This window comes from Streptomyces sp. NPDC001980 (genome assembly GCF_040296885.1).
Classification (GTDB): Bacteria; Actinomycetota; Actinomycetes; order Streptomycetales; family Streptomycetaceae; genus Streptomyces.
In genome coordinates, this window is sequence record NZ_JBEOYD010000029.1 from 27,159 (window position 1) to 42,157 (window position 14,999).

At 70.5% G+C, this 14,999-nt stretch carries 13 protein-coding genes; 5 read left to right on the plus strand and 8 right to left on the minus strand.

Annotated features, from left to right (window positions below):
* Positions 1 to 20 precede the first annotated feature (20 nt).
* The 3 genes from ABT137_RS34770 to ABT137_RS34780 all read right to left on the minus strand — a co-directional run bounded on the left by ABT137_RS34770 (position 21) and on the right by ABT137_RS34780 (position 5,524).
* A complete protein-coding gene (locus ABT137_RS34770; protein WP_351715116.1) occupies positions 21 to 1,118 on the minus strand; it encodes an enolase C-terminal domain-like protein in 1,098 nt (365 codons plus the stop codon).
* A gap of 53 nt (positions 1,119 to 1,171) precedes the next feature.
* A complete protein-coding gene (locus ABT137_RS34775; RefSeq protein WP_502984620.1) occupies positions 1,172 to 4,429 on the minus strand; it encodes a discoidin domain-containing protein in 3,258 nt (1,085 codons plus the stop codon).
* A gap of 267 nt (positions 4,430 to 4,696) precedes the next feature.
* Complete coding sequence (locus ABT137_RS34780; protein ID WP_351715117.1) at positions 4,697 to 5,524, minus strand: FadR/GntR family transcriptional regulator; 828 nt, start codon at positions 5,522 to 5,524, stop codon at positions 4,697 to 4,699.
* A 246-nt stretch (positions 5,525 to 5,770) separates the two neighbouring features.
* Between ABT137_RS34780 and ABT137_RS34785 the strand changes: the two genes are divergently transcribed.
* Entirely contained in the window at positions 5,771 to 6,094 is a 324-nt protein-coding gene (locus tag ABT137_RS34785) for an L-rhamnose mutarotase (protein ID WP_351715204.1), read from the plus strand.
* Between the two features lie 26 nt (positions 6,095 to 6,120).
* Here the strand turns inward: ABT137_RS34785 and ABT137_RS34790 are convergent, their stop codons facing one another.
* The 4 genes from ABT137_RS34790 to ABT137_RS34805 form a co-directional block, all read right to left on the minus strand.
* Positions 6,121 to 8,265, minus strand: coding sequence for a putative bifunctional diguanylate cyclase/phosphodiesterase (locus ABT137_RS34790; RefSeq protein WP_351715119.1), 2,145 nt, complete (start codon positions 8,263 to 8,265; stop codon positions 6,121 to 6,123).
* Positions 8,262 to 9,074 carry an SAM-dependent methyltransferase gene (locus ABT137_RS34795; protein WP_351715120.1) on the minus strand — a complete coding sequence of 271 codons (813 nt, stop codon included), beginning with the start codon at positions 9,072 to 9,074 and terminating at the stop codon, positions 8,262 to 8,264. The genes ABT137_RS34790 and ABT137_RS34795 overlap by 4 nt, the downstream gene beginning before the upstream one ends.
* 401 nt (positions 9,075 to 9,475) lie before the next feature.
* Complete coding sequence (locus ABT137_RS34800; protein WP_351715121.1) at positions 9,476 to 10,441, minus strand: SCO0930 family lipoprotein; 966 nt, start codon at positions 10,439 to 10,441, stop codon at positions 9,476 to 9,478.
* Between the two features lie 411 nt (positions 10,442 to 10,852).
* A complete protein-coding gene (locus ABT137_RS34805; RefSeq protein WP_351715122.1) occupies positions 10,853 to 11,170 on the minus strand; it encodes a hypothetical protein in 318 nt (105 codons plus the stop codon).
* Between the two features lie 22 nt (positions 11,171 to 11,192).
* Between ABT137_RS34805 and ABT137_RS34810 the strand changes: the two genes are divergently transcribed.
* The 3 genes from ABT137_RS34810 (at position 11,193) to ABT137_RS34820 (ending at position 13,123) form a co-directional block, all read left to right on the plus strand.
* Positions 11,193 to 11,321: a hypothetical protein gene (locus ABT137_RS34810; protein ID WP_351715123.1), complete on the plus strand. Its 129-nt coding sequence runs from the start codon at positions 11,193 to 11,195 to the stop codon at positions 11,319 to 11,321.
* Positions 11,322 to 11,352: 31 nt separating this feature from the next.
* Entirely contained in the window at positions 11,353 to 12,117 is a 765-nt protein-coding gene (locus ABT137_RS34815; RefSeq protein ID WP_351715124.1) for a bestrophin-like domain, read from the plus strand.
* Positions 12,118 to 12,313: 196 nt separating this feature from the next.
* A complete protein-coding gene (locus ABT137_RS34820; RefSeq protein WP_351715213.1) occupies positions 12,314 to 13,123 on the plus strand; it encodes a hypothetical protein in 810 nt (269 codons plus the stop codon).
* A 65-nt stretch (positions 13,124 to 13,188) separates the two neighbouring features.
* Here the strand turns inward: ABT137_RS34820 and ABT137_RS34825 are convergent, their stop codons facing one another.
* Entirely contained in the window at positions 13,189 to 13,989 is an 801-nt protein-coding gene (locus ABT137_RS34825; protein ID WP_351715125.1) for a hypothetical protein, read from the minus strand.
* A gap of 335 nt (positions 13,990 to 14,324) precedes the next feature.
* Here ABT137_RS34825 and ABT137_RS34830 point away from each other — a divergent pair, with 335 nt between their 5' ends.
* Complete coding sequence (locus ABT137_RS34830; RefSeq protein WP_351715126.1) at positions 14,325 to 14,999, plus strand: class F sortase; 675 nt, start codon at positions 14,325 to 14,327, stop codon at positions 14,997 to 14,999.

Consider the following 14,999-nt stretch of genomic DNA (forward strand, 5'->3'; position numbering starts at 1 on the left):
TGCCTTTCTGTTCTTGCCGGTCAGCGCGGCTGTTCGACGAACGGCAGGAGTTCGCTGCCGTAGCCGAAGTCGAGGGGAAGGGCGATGCCGGGTCCCGTGGGGGCGTGGACCAGGCCCTGGGCGTCCACGTGGCGTTCGCGCACGACCGTCGTGGCGGTGACCAGGGACTCGTAGTAGGTGGTGTTGGAGATGGCCATGCACAGGTGGTGGTTGGGGATGTCCGAACCGTGCACCTCGGCGCGGAGCCGGTAGGCGTCGGCGAGGTGGGCGGTGCGCATGGCGCCGGTGATGCCGCCACGGAGGGTGGTGCCGGCCCGGACGCCGAAGGTGGCGGCGCCGGCCCGGATGAAGTCGGCGGAGTTCATGTGGACGCCGTCGGAGGTCTCGGCGACCAGCAGCGGGACGTCCACGGCCGCGGCGAGCTGCTGGTACGCGGAGACGCTGAACTCGCGCATCGGCTCCTCGTACCAGAGGTAGTCCGCCTCGGAGAGGGCCCGCCCGAGGCGGATCGCGTCCGGCAGGTCGAAGCCGGCCGAGCCGTCGTACATCAGGGGCACGTCGGGGCCGACGTGCTCGCGCAGGGCGAGGCAGAGGTCGGCGTCGCGGCGGGCGTCGCCCCAGGCGTGCAGCTTGATGCCCCGGTAGCCGAGGTCCAGGCACTGGTCGGCGACGTCGAGGAACTCCTCGGTGGTGGCGAACGTCGACGTGGAGGCGTACGCCGGGATGGCGTCCCGGAAGCCGCCGAGCAGCCGCCAGACCGGCTGGCCGTGGTAACGGCCGGCCAGGTCCCACAGGGCGATGTCGATCAGGCCCAGGGTGGGGAGCGGGAGTTCGTGGATACGGTCCAGCTCCCACACCCGGTGCCACAGCCACTCCCGCTGGAACGGGTCGGCCCCGACCAGTTCCTCGCGGAAGACCCGGTCCACCAGCTCGGTGAGCGTGGTGAAGGCTCCCGGGCGGGCGAACAGGGCCACCCCTTCGGCCCCCTCATCCGTGCCGATGCGCAGGACCGCGCCGTCGCCGACCGGAGCGCTGCCGCTCAGACCCTCCCGCCAGCGGAAGGGCGGGCTGGCCGCCGGAACGTCGATCCGGTGTACTTCGACATGGGTGATCTTCATCCTGGCTTTCGTTTCTGTGGGTGAGGTGACGGCGACGACCGGGAGCGGTCGGCTCAGAAGCCGCCGTACGCCTGGAGTTCGTAGACGCTGCCGCCGTTCCAGCTGGAGCCGGTGACGGTCAGGCGCAGATAGCGGGCGGTGACGGGCTCGTCGGCGAAGGAGTAGTTGGTCTGCGCGACGGTGTTGGCCGCGGTGTGGTCCTCGAAGGTCGACCAGTTCGCGCCGTCGGTGGAGTACTCCAGGCGGTACTGGTAGCCGCTCGACTTCTCGAAGGTGGTGACGACGGCGGAGACGCTGGTGTCCTTGCCGAGGTCCACCTGGAGCCAGGACGGGTCGGGCAGCCCGAGGCCCTGCGCCCAGCGGGTCGACAGGTCACCGTCGAAGGCCTTGGCAGGAACGTTTCCTTCCGAGTCGGAGGAGGCCGTCGCCGTCTTGTTCAGGGCCAGGTCGTCGTCGGGCGGGGTGATGACCTCCGCCGCCGTACTGGGGTCGGAGGCGTTGAGCTCGGCGTCGCGGGCGACGACGGTGAAGGAGTACTTCGTACCGGGCTTCAGACCGGAGACCCGGTAGGTCGTGTCACCGGTGACACCGATCCGCGTGCCGTCCTGGTAGACGACGTAACTGGTCACGCCGGTGTCGTCGGTGGCGGCCGGCCAGCTGACGTCCACCAGGCTGGGCAGCAGCGCCTTGGCGGCGGGCTGTCCGGGTGCCGTGGGGGCGGTGTGGTCGGAACCGGGGGCGCGGGCGGTGCCGTAGACCTGGAAGTCGTAGATGCTGCCGCCGTTGCCGCTGGAGCCGGTGACGGTGAGCCGTACGAAGCGGCCGGTGACCGGGGTGCCGGCGTCGGCGTAGTCGGTCTGCGCGGTGGTGCTGTCGGCGGTGTGGTCCGCGAGGGTCTGCCAGTGGACCTCGTCGGGCGAGACCTCGATGCGGTACTTGTAGCCGCTGCTCTTCTCGAAGGTGGTGATCGCGCCGGTCACGTCGTACGACGCGCCGAGGTCGACCTGGATCCAGGACGGGTCGGGCAGGCCGAGGCCCTGTGCCCAGCGCGTCGACAGGTCGCCGTCGACCACCTTGGCCGGGACGTTGCCCTCGGAGTCGGAGGACGCGGTGACCGGCTTCTTCAGCGCCAGGTCCGAGCCGTCGGGCATCGTGACCTTCAGCGACCCGCTCGGCGCGGACTCGTTGCCGGCCGCGTCACGGGCGCTGACGGTGAAGGTGTACGTCTGTCCCGCCGTCAGGCCGGAGAGGCGGACCGAGGGCTTGCCGGAGGCGCTGACCAGCTTGCCGTCCCGGAAGACCGAGTAGCCGGTGACCCCGGTGTCGTCCGTGGCGGCGCTCCAGCCGAGGTCGGCCACGGTCGGGAAGTCGGTGACCGAGGTCAGGTCGCCGGGTGCGGTGGGTGCCTGGTGGTCGGTGACCGCGGTGCCCGGGTCGAGGTGCCGGTAGGGCGCTTCGAGGCCGGCGTTGTTCACGATCGTGGCGGGCAGCTGGTCGCAGGCGCCGACCGTGACGTTGCCGCTCACGTTGTTGCCCGTGCTGTTGGCCTGGGTGGAGAACGCGGGCTGGGTGGTGAAGTTGCCGGTGGCGGTGATGTCCATGCCGTGATTCATCAGCAGCCACTGGTACGCCACGTCGCAGAAGGCGTTGCCGGTGTTCTGCCAGTAGCGGCTGCCCTCGTCGTGGTAGACGGCACCGTAGGCCGGCGCCGGAACGCCGTGGATGTAGTTGCCGGAGACGACACCGCCGGGGTTGGTGCTGAGGGTGTAGATGGCCCCGCCGTCGGCCTGCGACTTCATGATGTCGGAGATGTCGTTGTCGGTGACCTTGTTGTCCCGGCTGATGGTGTCGGTGTCCGAGATCGGTACGCCGGAGTTGCCGGGGTAGTTGGTGTCGCCGCCCTTGTCGGTCAGACCCCAGCCCCAGCCGACGGAGATGCCGCTGTAGGGCAGGTCGTACACCTTGTTGTGGGTGATCACCGTGGAGTCGGTGTAACCGGCCAGGATGCCCAGCGAGCCGTTGTACTGGTCGGCGACCTTGGTGACGACGTTGTCGTTCACCAGGGTGTCCTTGGTGATGTCCCGGGGGTCGTCGGGGTGGGCGTCGCCCCAGGTGACTCCGCCGATCTGGATGCCGGTCGCGGCGATCTGCCGGAAGACGTTGCCGGTGATCGTGGTGTGCTGGGAGCCGGTGTTCAGGTTCAGGCCGACCGCACCGAGGTGGGTGAAGGTGTTGCCGGTGAACTCGACGCCCTGGCCGTGGCTGACGTTGACGGCCCCGGGTGTCTTCTTCCAGTTCAGGCGTGTGGAGTCGAAGGTCGGGTTGTTGTCGCCGACCATCCGGAAGCCGGCCTGGCCCTCGATGAGTCCGTCGGACGAACTCGGCTCGAGCCAGGTCGAGTAGGAGAAGGTGATGCCCTTGAAAGCCACGTCCTTGACGGGGTGGTCACGGGTGCCGTTCAGATCGACCAGGTCCTGGACCACGGGCACCGTCACGTCCGCGGTCCGCATGTCCTCGCCCTGCTCGGGCATGTAGTAGACCTCGCCGGCACTCTTGTCGAGGTACCACTCCCCCGGACTGTCCAGCAGCTCGCGGGCGTTCTCCAGCCAGGTCGGGTTCTGGATCTCCTGGCCCCCCTGGAGGTTGGCGTTGTGCCAGCACGGCTGCTGCATCGTCATCGCGTTGCCGGAGATCGACTCGACGGGGCAGCGCATGAGCTTCCAGCCCCAGGAGCTGGCCACTTCGAGGTCCGACGGGTGCGCGTAGTGGCTGATGCTGCTGTCGGTGAAGGTGTAGCCGGTGGCCGTCTTGCTGAAGCCGGAGGGGTTCTTCCCGCTGCGGGCGCGGGTCCTCAGCTCACCGTTCACATAGAGCTGCCGGGTGTCGAGACCTGTCAGCTTCGCCTTGTAGACCTTGCCGTCGGCGTCGGCCTTGGTCCAGCCGGTGACCTGCTTGCCGCCGCTGATCACCGGGTGCGCGCCGGGTGCGGCCTCGTAGACGATCTGCTGCCCGTCCTTGCCGGAGTCCCGTGCGGTGAGGGCGAAGGTGCGGCTGAGCCGGTAGGTGCCGGACAGCAGCCGGACATGGACGTCGCCCTCGACCTTGCTCTTGGCGTCGCGCACGTAGTCCCGTGCGTGTTCCAGGGTCTTGAAGGGGTGGTCCGCGGTGCCCCGGCCGGTGTCCTTGCCGGTCGGGGAGACGTAGACGGTGAGACCGGACGCCTTCGGGGCCGCCTGGGCCGGGGCGACGGCCAGCGGGGCCACCGCCAGGGCGAGGGGCAGGGCCGCTATGAGGGTTCTCGGCAGAGGCACGGCTCTGCCCCTGCGCACAGACAGAAGAGACACGGAGATCCAATCGCCTGGTGAGATGGAACATCGGAACCGGGTCGTCCGCCCGGTTCCCGGGGTGCGGGCCTTCGTCGTACGGGTGCGGGCTTGTGGGGGCTGGTCGCGCCTACGCGGCGGAGCCGCATATTGATACAGCCCCGCGCCCCTTTCAGGGGCCTGTACCTGGCGCCCTTTCAGGGGCGCGGGGAACTGCGCGAGCAACCACCCACGGGCCGCGCCGCGTCGACCGGCCTACGACACCGATGTCTGCGGCGGAAGGCCGGAGTCTCCGGGACCGCTGTCCGCCGCCGGCCGCGCGGGTGCCCCGGGGGCTGCGCGGTCGCCGAGGTTGAACAGCCGGTCGCGGATCTTCCGCTCGAACTGGCTCTGCGTGGTGGCGATGTGCTCCACCATCAGCTCGCTCGCGAGATCGGCCTCCCCCGCGGCGACCGCCTCTGCGATGGCGAGATGCTGCCGTGCCGCGACCTCCAGCGAGCCGGGGGCGTCGCCGTGGAAGAGCAGCACGTCGGACTGGGACGCGAGGCGCCGCACACCGGCGACGCTCGACCGCAGGAACACGTTGTGCGAGGCCGCGCCGACCGCGTCGTGGAAGGCCTCGTCGGCCCGGGCGAAGGCGTGCCCGTCGTTCTGCTGGGCCGCGGTCAGGGAGCTCTGCGCGCCCTCCCGGATGGTGCGGACCTCGACGGGGTTGGCGAGGCCGGCGGCCCGGCGGGCCGTCTCGGACTCGATCACCGTGCGGTAGTCGAGGAGCATGAGGACGTCTTCCATGCTCGTCGGCCGGAAGTGCGAGAGATGGTCGTCCACCAGCCCGCCGGACGCCTCCGCCACGAAGATGCCGGCGCCCCGCCGCACGCTCAGCCGGCCGATGGCGGCCAGGACCTTGACCGCCTCACGGGTGACGTTGCGGGTCGCGCCCAGGATCTCGGCCAGGCCCGCCTCCGTGGGGAGCCGGTCGCCCGGCCGCAGGTTCTGCTCGGCGATGTACTCCAGCAGTTGTTCGGCGACCAGTTCGTACCCCGGCCGGTAGGGACCGTCGGAGACCGGTGACGGATCCGCCACGGTGCACCCCCTCCTCGATGTCAGATGAATCAGGTTCATCAGCGGTGGTCACTATGACACCCGCGTTACGCGGAGGGAAGATGTTGGACGGAACTGGTTTCAAGTACCTGATGAGGCAGGGGAATACCGCTCGTATGCGACATCTCTCCGGGCCATTGCGCAGGAAGGATCTGATCCTTAGGGTCCTGCCCGTCGGATGAAACTGATTCTTCGCCGTTCGTCCCCCAGGAGGGAGAGGTGAGCAAGGTGCAGCGCTTCGCCGCCGTCATCCGGTTGCGCCCGGAGAAGGAGTCCGAGTACCGCGCACTGCACGCGGCCGCTTGGCCGGGCGTGCTGGCCGCCCTCAGAAGTGCCCGCATCGGCAACTACTCGATCTTCCTGCGGGACGGTCTGCTGTTCAGCTACCTCGAGTACACCGGGAGCGACTACGCCGCCGACACCGCGCGGATCGCCGCCGACCCGGTGACGCGCGAGTGGTGGGCTCTCACCGACCCCTGTCAGCAGCCGCTGGACACCGCCGCCCCCGACGAACGGTGGGCCCCCGCCGAGGAGGTCTTCCACCTCGACTGAGGGCCCTCGCCGACGCGGCGTCCGGGTCAGCCCGTCGCGTCCACCAGTGCCAGCTCGTGCAGGCGCTCCGGCGGGCCCGGGCGGGCGTAGTACCAGCCCTGGGCCGTGTCGCAGCCCAGTATCCGGAGCTGTTCCGCCTGGGCCCCCGTCTCCACGCCCTCCACCGTGACCGCCAGGTCCAGGCTGTGGGCCAGGGTGACGATGCCCTCCACGATCTTGAGGTCGACCGGGTCCGCGGGGAACTGCTGCATGCTCTGGGTGAAGGAGCGGTCCAGTTTGAGGATGCTCACCGGCAGGCGGCGCAGGTTCGCGAGGTTCGAGTAGCCGGTGCCGAAGTCGTCCAGGGCGATGTCCACGCCCATCTCGGCGAGGCGCCGCAGGGGCTTGAGGAGGTCGTCGTCGGCGCCGATGAGCGCGGACTCGGTGACCTCCAGGCAGAGGGCGTCGGGGGCCACCCCGGTCCGCTCCAGGATGTCCACCGTGTCCTGGACCAGGCCGGGGTGGGAGAGCTGGCACGGGGAGAGGTTGACGTTGATCCGCAGCGGGCCGGCGCTGTCGTGCTCGCCGTAGCGTTCTCGCCACTCGCGGGCCTGGCGGATCGACTCCTCCAGGACCCAGCGGCCCAACGGGACGATGAGACCCGTGTGTTCGGCGAGCGGGATGAACCGGTCGGGGCCGAGGACGCCGTGCTGCGGGTGCAGCCAGCGGACCAGGGCCTCGGCGCCGCGGACACTGCCGTCGCCGAGGTGGACCAGCGGCTGGTACTCGATGAAGAACTCGTTCCGGTCCAGCGCGGCCGGCAGCGCCGTGGTCAGGCCGTGCCGGGTGATCGCGCGGGCGTCCGCCTCGGGGTCGGCCAGTTCGAAGCGGTTGCCACCCGCCGACTTGGCCCGGTACATCGTGATGTCGGCGCTGCGCAGCACCTCGGCCGGGGTGCGCTCGCCCGCCGGGCCCTCCACGATGCCGATGGAGCCGCGGACCATGAGCTCACGGCCGTCGATGCTGATCGGGGTGACCAGGGCGTTCATGATGCGGTCGGCCAGGTCGTCGACCTCGCGCTGGGTGGCCGGTCCGGTGGTCAGGGCCACGAACTCGTCGCCGCCGAGCCGGGCGACCATCTCGCCGGGCGCGGTCGCGCAGGACTGCAGCCGGTCGGCGACCTCCACGAGCAGCCGGTCGCCGGCCGAGTGGCCGAGGCTGTCGTTGATGGTCTTGAAGCCGTCCAGGTCGAGGTAGCACAGGCCGAAACGCTGGCCCTCGCCGGCCGACAGGGCCTTCTCCAGGCGCTCGAAGAACAGCGTGCGGTTGGGCAGGCCGGTGAGCGCGTCGTGGGTGGCCTCGTAGCGCAGCCGGAGGTTGAGCAGGCGGCGCTCGGTGGTGTCCTCCATGAGGGCCAGCTGGTACTGCGGGTCGCCGTCCGCGTCCCGGAGCAGGGAGACGGTCAGGTTGGTCCACAGGACCGTTCCGTCGGAGCGGTTGAAGGCCTTCTCGACGTGGTAGTGCTCGCGTTCGCCGCGCACCAACTCCTCGTAGAGCCGCCAGGTCTGCGGCGCGTCCTCGGGATGCGCCCACTCCAGGACGTTGCGGCCGCGCAGGGTCTGCTCGGAGCCGCCGAACATGCGCAGCAGAGCGCCGTTCACCTGGAGGACGTTGCCTTCGAGGTCGGCGATGCCGATCCCTATCGCCGCGCCCTCGAAGACGGCGCGGAAGCGGGCCTCGCTGGCGTGCAGGGCCTGCGCGACCACGCCCTGGGCGCGCAACGCGGCCTGCGCGATGGCCTCCTGCTCGGCCAGCGTGCGCTCGCGCAGCGCCTGGGCGAACCCGGCGGCCATCGCGTGCTGGATCCGCGAGGAACGCATCCGCAGCTCGTCCTGGGGGCCGTCCTCGCCGCAGTACAGGACCAGGTACGCGTCGACGCAGTCGAGGGAGCGGGTCAGCGCCTCCGGGTCGGTGCAGTGCACGTCGATCAGCGCGGCGCCCACCTGCCGGGCCTCGTCGGCGTCGAAGCCGTGCGCCAGCAGGATCTCGCTCAGCCGACGGGCCAGCGGCAGCAGCTGCTCCTCGAACTCCGGGCGGGTCAGGGACGTCGAGGTGACCGGGAACACCGCCCGGCTCCAGATCGTCGCGAACCTGCGCAGTCTGTCCTCCGGGCCGCCCGGCTCCGCGGTCACGCCGCGATCCCCACGCCGGCGAATCCGGCGAAGGCGTACGGATCCTCGTCCTCCGGCGCCGACTCCGGCCGCCAGTGCGGCATCGGCACCAGTCCGGGTTCCACCATGTCGTACCCCTCGAAGAACCGCGCGATCTCGTCGCGCGAGCGCATGATCAGTGGGTTGCGAATGTCCTTGTATACGTCCACCGCGCCCTCGGCCCGCTCGGCCGGCAACGGGATTCCCTCGTACGAGGCATGCGTGAGAACAAGCAGGCTGCCGGGCGCGAGTGCGTCGCGCAGCTGTGCCACTGCCCCGTACGGGTCGTCCGCGTCTTCCACGAAGTGCAGTATGGCAACGAGAAGCAACGCCACTGGCCGATTCAGGTCGATCAGGCGCTCCACCTGGGGGCTGGACAGGATCTCCTGGGGCTTGCGCAGGTCGGCGGCGACCACGTCCGCGTCCTCGTTGCCCGTCAGGACGGCGTTGCTGTGCGCCACGGCCACCGGGTCGTGGTCGACGTACACCACGCGCGCGCCGGGGTGCGCCGCCTGCGCGACCTCGTGGACGTTGCCGAAGGTGGGGATGCCGGAACCGATGTCCAGGAACTGGTCGATGCCGGTGCCGACGGCATGGCGGACGGCGCGGCGCATGAAGGCGCGGTTGGCCTGCATGATCTTCGGCAGGCCGGGCAGGTGGGTCATCGCCTTGCGGGCCGCTTCCCGGTCGACCTCGAAATTGTGCGAACCGCCCAGGTAGTAGTCGTAGATACGCGAAACGCTCGGCACCGAGATGTCGATGCTCCGTGGGGCCCAGGCGGGACGCTCCATGTATCTCTCCAAGGCTGAGGCGATCCGGTGTTCGAGCTGAGGCTACTGATCGCCTGCGAACAGGGCGAGCCGAAACGGAAATTGACCGTCCGTTCCCGGTCACTGCCTGGGAATTCGGTGTTCGGTTTGGGGCGCGTTCGGTTTGTTCGTCGGGTGCGGGTGATTCGTGGTTGCTCGCGCCCACGCGGCGGAGCCGCACATCGGTACAGCCCCGCGCCCCTGAAGGGGCGCTCCAGATCGCGGACGCCAAGAAGCCCGCCCCCTCCGTGCGGTGTGGAGGGGGCGGGCGGTCGTGCGCCGTTGTGTCGTCTTCCGGGACTCTCGCTGGCCGCTTCCCTCCCTTCCGCGATGCGCGAATGTGGATATGGGCGGGGCGATCAACCCTGGGGAGGTGATCCCTACTAGCTCGGCGCGCCGACCAGCTTTCCTTCGGGCGAGACGGCGTACCAAGTGCCGCCGACGCCCTGGCCGTTGGTGTCTCCGGCCTTGGTGTCGCCGGAGAAGGTGTAGATGGGCCAGCAGTTGACCGTCTGCTGCTTCGCGCCGTTGTCGGGCCGGGTGAAGCCCATCAGGCCCTTCTTCACGATGCCCTTGGTGTCACTGGAGGCGACCTCCGCGACGGCCGGCCACTTGGTGAGGCAGTCACCGGTGCAGTTCGAGACGACCTTGGGCCACGCCTTGTCCTTGATGAAGCGGTAGACCGTCATGCCGTTCTTGTCGACGACGATGTCGCCGAGCTTGGCGTCCTTGCGGACCGACAGACCCGGCAGGTCGGCCAGCGTGGCCTTCTTGCCGTCGGGGGCCGCCGCGAACCACTTGCCGCCCACGCCCTGGCCGTTGACGTCACCGGCGTTGACGTCCTTGGCATAGCGGTAGACCGGCCAGCCGGCGACGGTCAGCTGCTTGGTGCCGTCGGAGCGGGTGACCTCGCCGAGCAGCGACTTGTCTATGCCCTCACCGGCCGTGGCGTCGTCGGCGGGCACCGGCGGCCAGGTGGTGGCGCAGTCGCCGTCACAGTTCGACTTGGGGGGATTGGCGGTGTCCGCGTCGAAACGGTAGAGGGTGAGGCCGCTGCCGTCGGTCAGCACCTTGCCCAGGTCGGGGTTGCTGGCAACGGTCAGCTTGCCGGCGGGCGCGACCGCGGCCGGGGAGCTGGAGGCCTGGCTGCCGTCGGCGCCGTAGCCGTTGCCCGCGCCGGTGGAGGCGGAGGGGTTGGTGATGCTGCCGATGCCGGCCGGCGCCGTGGCGCCGACGTTCTGGGCCGCCGAGGACGGAGTGGTCGTGTTGTCCTGACCGCACGCCGTCGCGAACACCATCACCCCCGCGGCCGTGGCCACCAGCGAGGCGCTCCTCCACGAGGTCTTCATCGTCAACTCCCCATAATCGCCTGGTTATTGCAGCGCCTCTGCGCCGCCGCACGACACCAGGTACGGATGCCGGGGGCCGAAGTGTTCAACGGGCGCACAAATTTCTTTAGGGACGCCGTGGCCGCGGACCGCGTCCCGCACGGGCGTACGCTTCGAGCCATTCGCGGGGCGGTGTGATTCAAACCGGTTTACGTCACATGTCCCCCGTTCGGGCCAATCACCCGGTACTCCGGCGTGCGACGGCGCCCGACGCCCCATGATCTCCGTCGTGCATGCACCCGAAGCGACCAGACTCGCGCCCGTCCCAAGGGTGTTGGCCCTGCTGACGCTGACGTGGGCCCTGGTGGGCTGCCCGGTCGGCACGGCGTCGGCCGACGCCTGCGCCTCCGCCTCGACGGGCCCCGACGGTATTCACGCGGTGGCCGTCGCCGGGGACTCCTGGCCCACTCCCCCGCCGTGTCCGACGCCCACCCCGCCGCCCTGCCCCACGCCGACCCCGACGCCCACACCCACGCCCACCCCGCCCCCGAAACCCACCCCGAAACCCAAACCCACGCCGACACCGAAGCCGCCGCGCACCACCCCGCCGGCGCCGCGTCCGGCTCCACCGCCACCACCCCGGCGGGCGCCGGCCCCGAAACCCACGCCCACCCCCACCCCGCCACCGGCGCCGCGGCCGAAGCCGACGCCGAAGCCGACGCCGACCCCCACCCCGTCGCCGAAGCCCACCCCGCGGCCCTCGCCGACCCCGGTGACCTACCCGCCGTACCACGTCCAGTCGACCGGTGCGACGGCCCCGAACCGTACCTCCCCGGTCACCTACGTCCTGCTCATCGCCGTACCCGCGATCATCGCCGTCGCCGCGTTCCGCGCGCGCTGACGGCCGGCCCACTGATTCCTGGAGGCTTCCGTTGCCGGATTGGCTTGTTCTCGTCCTCGCGATGCTCGCGGCCGTTGCCGTGGTCGTCATCATCACCCTCGTCCGCGACAAGAGGGCGGCGGAGGACGAGGATCCCTCCGACACGCCGGACGTCATCGAGTACATGACCATGTGGATCGGCGTCATCTACGCCATCGTCCTCGGTCTGGCGGTGGCCGGGGTGTGGGAGGCCCGCAGCGCCGCCCAGGACCATGTGCAGGCGGAGGCGCAGGCGCTGCACGAGATCTACGAACGGGTGCGGGTGTATCCGCCGGACACGCGTGACCGGATCCGGGCGGACGTCGACGCCTACGCGGCCCAGGTCGTCGACAAGGAGTGGAAGGAGATGGCCGACCACGGCCGGCTCTCCCGGCACGGTGCCGAGCTGCTCGCGCAGATCCGTCAGGACGTCACCGACTACGAGCCGAAGACCGACTTCCAGGCGCAGGCCTACCAACCGCTGGTGGACCAGGTGGCCGCGCTCGACCAGGCGCGCAGCGCCCGGGCCGACTCGACCGGGGCGACCATGCCGAACGTGGTGTGGATCGGGCTGCTGGCCGGGGCCGCGATCACCATCGGCATGGTCTTCGCGCTGCAGATCAGGCGCACCCGGCGCGAGCTGATCCTCGCCGGTCTGTTCTCCGCGACCATCACCTTCATGCTGTTCCTGATCTGGGACTTCGACGAACCGTACAGCCGGGGCATCACGGCGACGGCGCAGCCGTTCCTGAACCTCTTCCCGCACATCAAGGGTTAGGTGGCGTCCCGGGGGACATCGCGCCGCACCGCGCCACGCCGCCGGTGTCCCCCGGACGGCCCACATCTCTCCCCCGTTCGCCCTACAGCGTTCGCGCGCATGTGCGGAGGTTTCTAGCGTTCCCATCATCGAGGTGCATTCCCGGCACCGGCGGAACAGGTCCGCATGCCGCTCCTCGGGGACCGGAGGAACCACCATGCGCGCGATACGCGTTGCTTCGGCCGCACTGCTGGGTCTCGGCGCCCTCGCCCTCTCCGCTCCGATCATCCTCGCGAGCGACACCAGGGACACCAGGGACACCAGCGACGCGGCCCGGGACGACGGCGCGCACTTCGGCTTCCGGGTCACGCCCACCACCGTCGCGGCGGGCGGCCGGGTGAGTCTGCACCTGGACCGCGGCAGCGGCTGCCGGGGCGCCGCGACGGTCACCTCCGGCGCGTTCGACACGGTCCGCATCCCGTCGGAGCAGGACTCGGTGACGGCCACGGTCGACCGGACGGCGAAGTCGCAGGCGTCGTACCGGGTGACGTTCAGCTGCGACGGGTCCAGCGTGTCGACCCAGTTGGCCATCGCGAGCAGCACGTCGGCCGGACACGGTGACGGGCACACGGACGAGCCCGGCACGGGAAACGGGCGCGCCGACGAGCAGACCGGCGGCCGGACGGCCGGACATGCGGACGGGGGCACCGGCAGCGGTACGGACGGGCACGGCGACGGTCGCACCGACGAAGCGACGGACGCGCGCAGCGACAGCGAGAGCGACAGTCGTGCCGACGCCGCTACCGACGGCCGCACGGACAGCCGTGCGGACAGCGGTGGTTCCGGCAGCCACGAGGAGCTCAACCCGCAGCCCCTGCCGCCCGCGCAGGGTGTCCAGGCCGGTGAGGGCGGCAGCATCGACGGTTTCGACCTCAAGGAGATCGGTCTCGGCGCGGCGCTCGTCATGGGGTCGGTCGGTGCGGCGTACCGGCGCTCGCGGAGGCACGACGGCGAGGACGGCGCCTGATCACGGTGCGACCGGCCCGGCCTGTGTCCCGGTCCGCCGCAGGACCGGGGCACAGGTTCGCCGGATCAGAGCCGCTTCTCGCTTCGGCGGCGCAGCCAGAACCCGCAGCCGGCGAGCAGGGCCGCGCCCACCAGGCCGCCGCCGATCGCCATGTCCGCCGGGGTGGCCCCGCTGGAGACGCTGCCGCCGAGCCCGCCGCGCACCCCGCCGAGCACGAAGAACGCGTCCCGCCGGACCAGGGTGCGTCCGTCGCAGCGCACGGTCAGGTCGTACGGGCCGGGGCTGGCGTTCCGGTCGATGGTGGCGACACCGCGCGCCATGTCGCCGCCGAACGGGAACAGCGATGTCGTACGGAAGGCGCGAGAGGTCATGGTGCCGCTGCGGCAGTTGTTGACGGTGACGGTGATCCGCTGGCCGGTGGCGATCGACCGGGGCTGGACGTCGATGTCACGCCCGCCGTCGCCCCGGTCGTCGAAGCGTCCGTCGTCCCCCCGGCCGCCGAAGTCGTCGAATCGCTCGCCGCCCCGTCCGCGGAAGCCGTTGTTGAAACGCCCGTCACCGAACCCGCCCACCCCGTACCCGGGGACCACGACGCCGGGCACCGCGATCCCGGGAGCCACTCCGACACCCGCGACGCCGCCGACGCCGCCGACACCGCCGATACCGCCGACTCCGCCGACTCCGCCGACTCCGCCGATACCGCCGACTCCGGTCCCGGGGGCGACACCCCCTCCGCCGACGACCGGGGCCTGGGTGTTGGGCGGGCCGCCGGGGTTGCCCAGGCCGTCGGCGACGGCCACGGGGGCGGCGGCTCCGAGCACGGCGACCACTGTGCACGCGGCCGCCAAGGCACGTGAGTTTCGCATGTCTTCCTCCGCGGAAGGCGCCCCGGGAACGGTCCCCGGTGGATCGGCGAGAAAGCACCTCCCGAATAGACCCTCAGATGCCCAGAACACGCCCGCATTTCGAGAATGGTCCGTCCTGGTGAGGGGACACGCCGCACGAAAAGCGCACAATCGGATATTGCCGCAGGTCACGGACCGTCAGAAAAATCCTGAGAACGGCAACTCGGATGGCGCACCGGAATACGCGTGGGCCACCCGTTCGCCCGTCGCCCCGTCGCCGCACGCGCGCGGGGGACTTAGCTTTTTCCCATGCGCGATACGGACCCGAAGGCGGCCGCGTCGAGAGGGGATGGCGAATGTCTGCGTCCGATCTTTCCGAGCTCGCCGAAGAGGAGGAGCGGCGGAGGAAGCGTGCCCCCTGGGGCGTGATAGCGCTCGTTCTGCTGACCGGTCTGGCACTCATTCGGAACGGTTCGGGAGAGTTCGACGTCGGTCCGCCGCAGCCGGCCTCGGCCGCCGCCCCGGACAGCCGTACCACGGTTCCGGGCACCTTCGCCACGGCGCCCGCCGCGCTGCCGTTCGCCACGGCGGACCGGATCCGGATCCCGGCGATCCGGGTCGACGCGCCGGTGATGCCGGTGGGTCTGGACACGGACGGCTGGATCGCGGCGCCGCCGCCGGACGACCCGAATCTGGCCGGATGGTTCACCGGGGGCGTCTCGCCCGGGGAAAAGGGCACGTCCGTCGTCGTGGGCCATGTCGACAACACGAAGGGTCCGGCGGTTTTCTACGGGCTCGGTTCCCTGAAGAAGGGAAACCGGATCGAGGTCGACCGCCAGGACGGCCGGACGGCCGTGTTCGAGATCTACGGAATCGAGGTCTTCGCGAAGGCCGGCTTCCCGGGCGACCGGGTCTACGGTTCCAAGGGCACACCGGAGTTGCGGGTCATCACCTGCGGCGGCGGTTTCTCGAAGCAGAACGGCTACGACGGGAACGTCGTGGTCTTCGCCCGCCTGGTCGAGGCCCGTTGA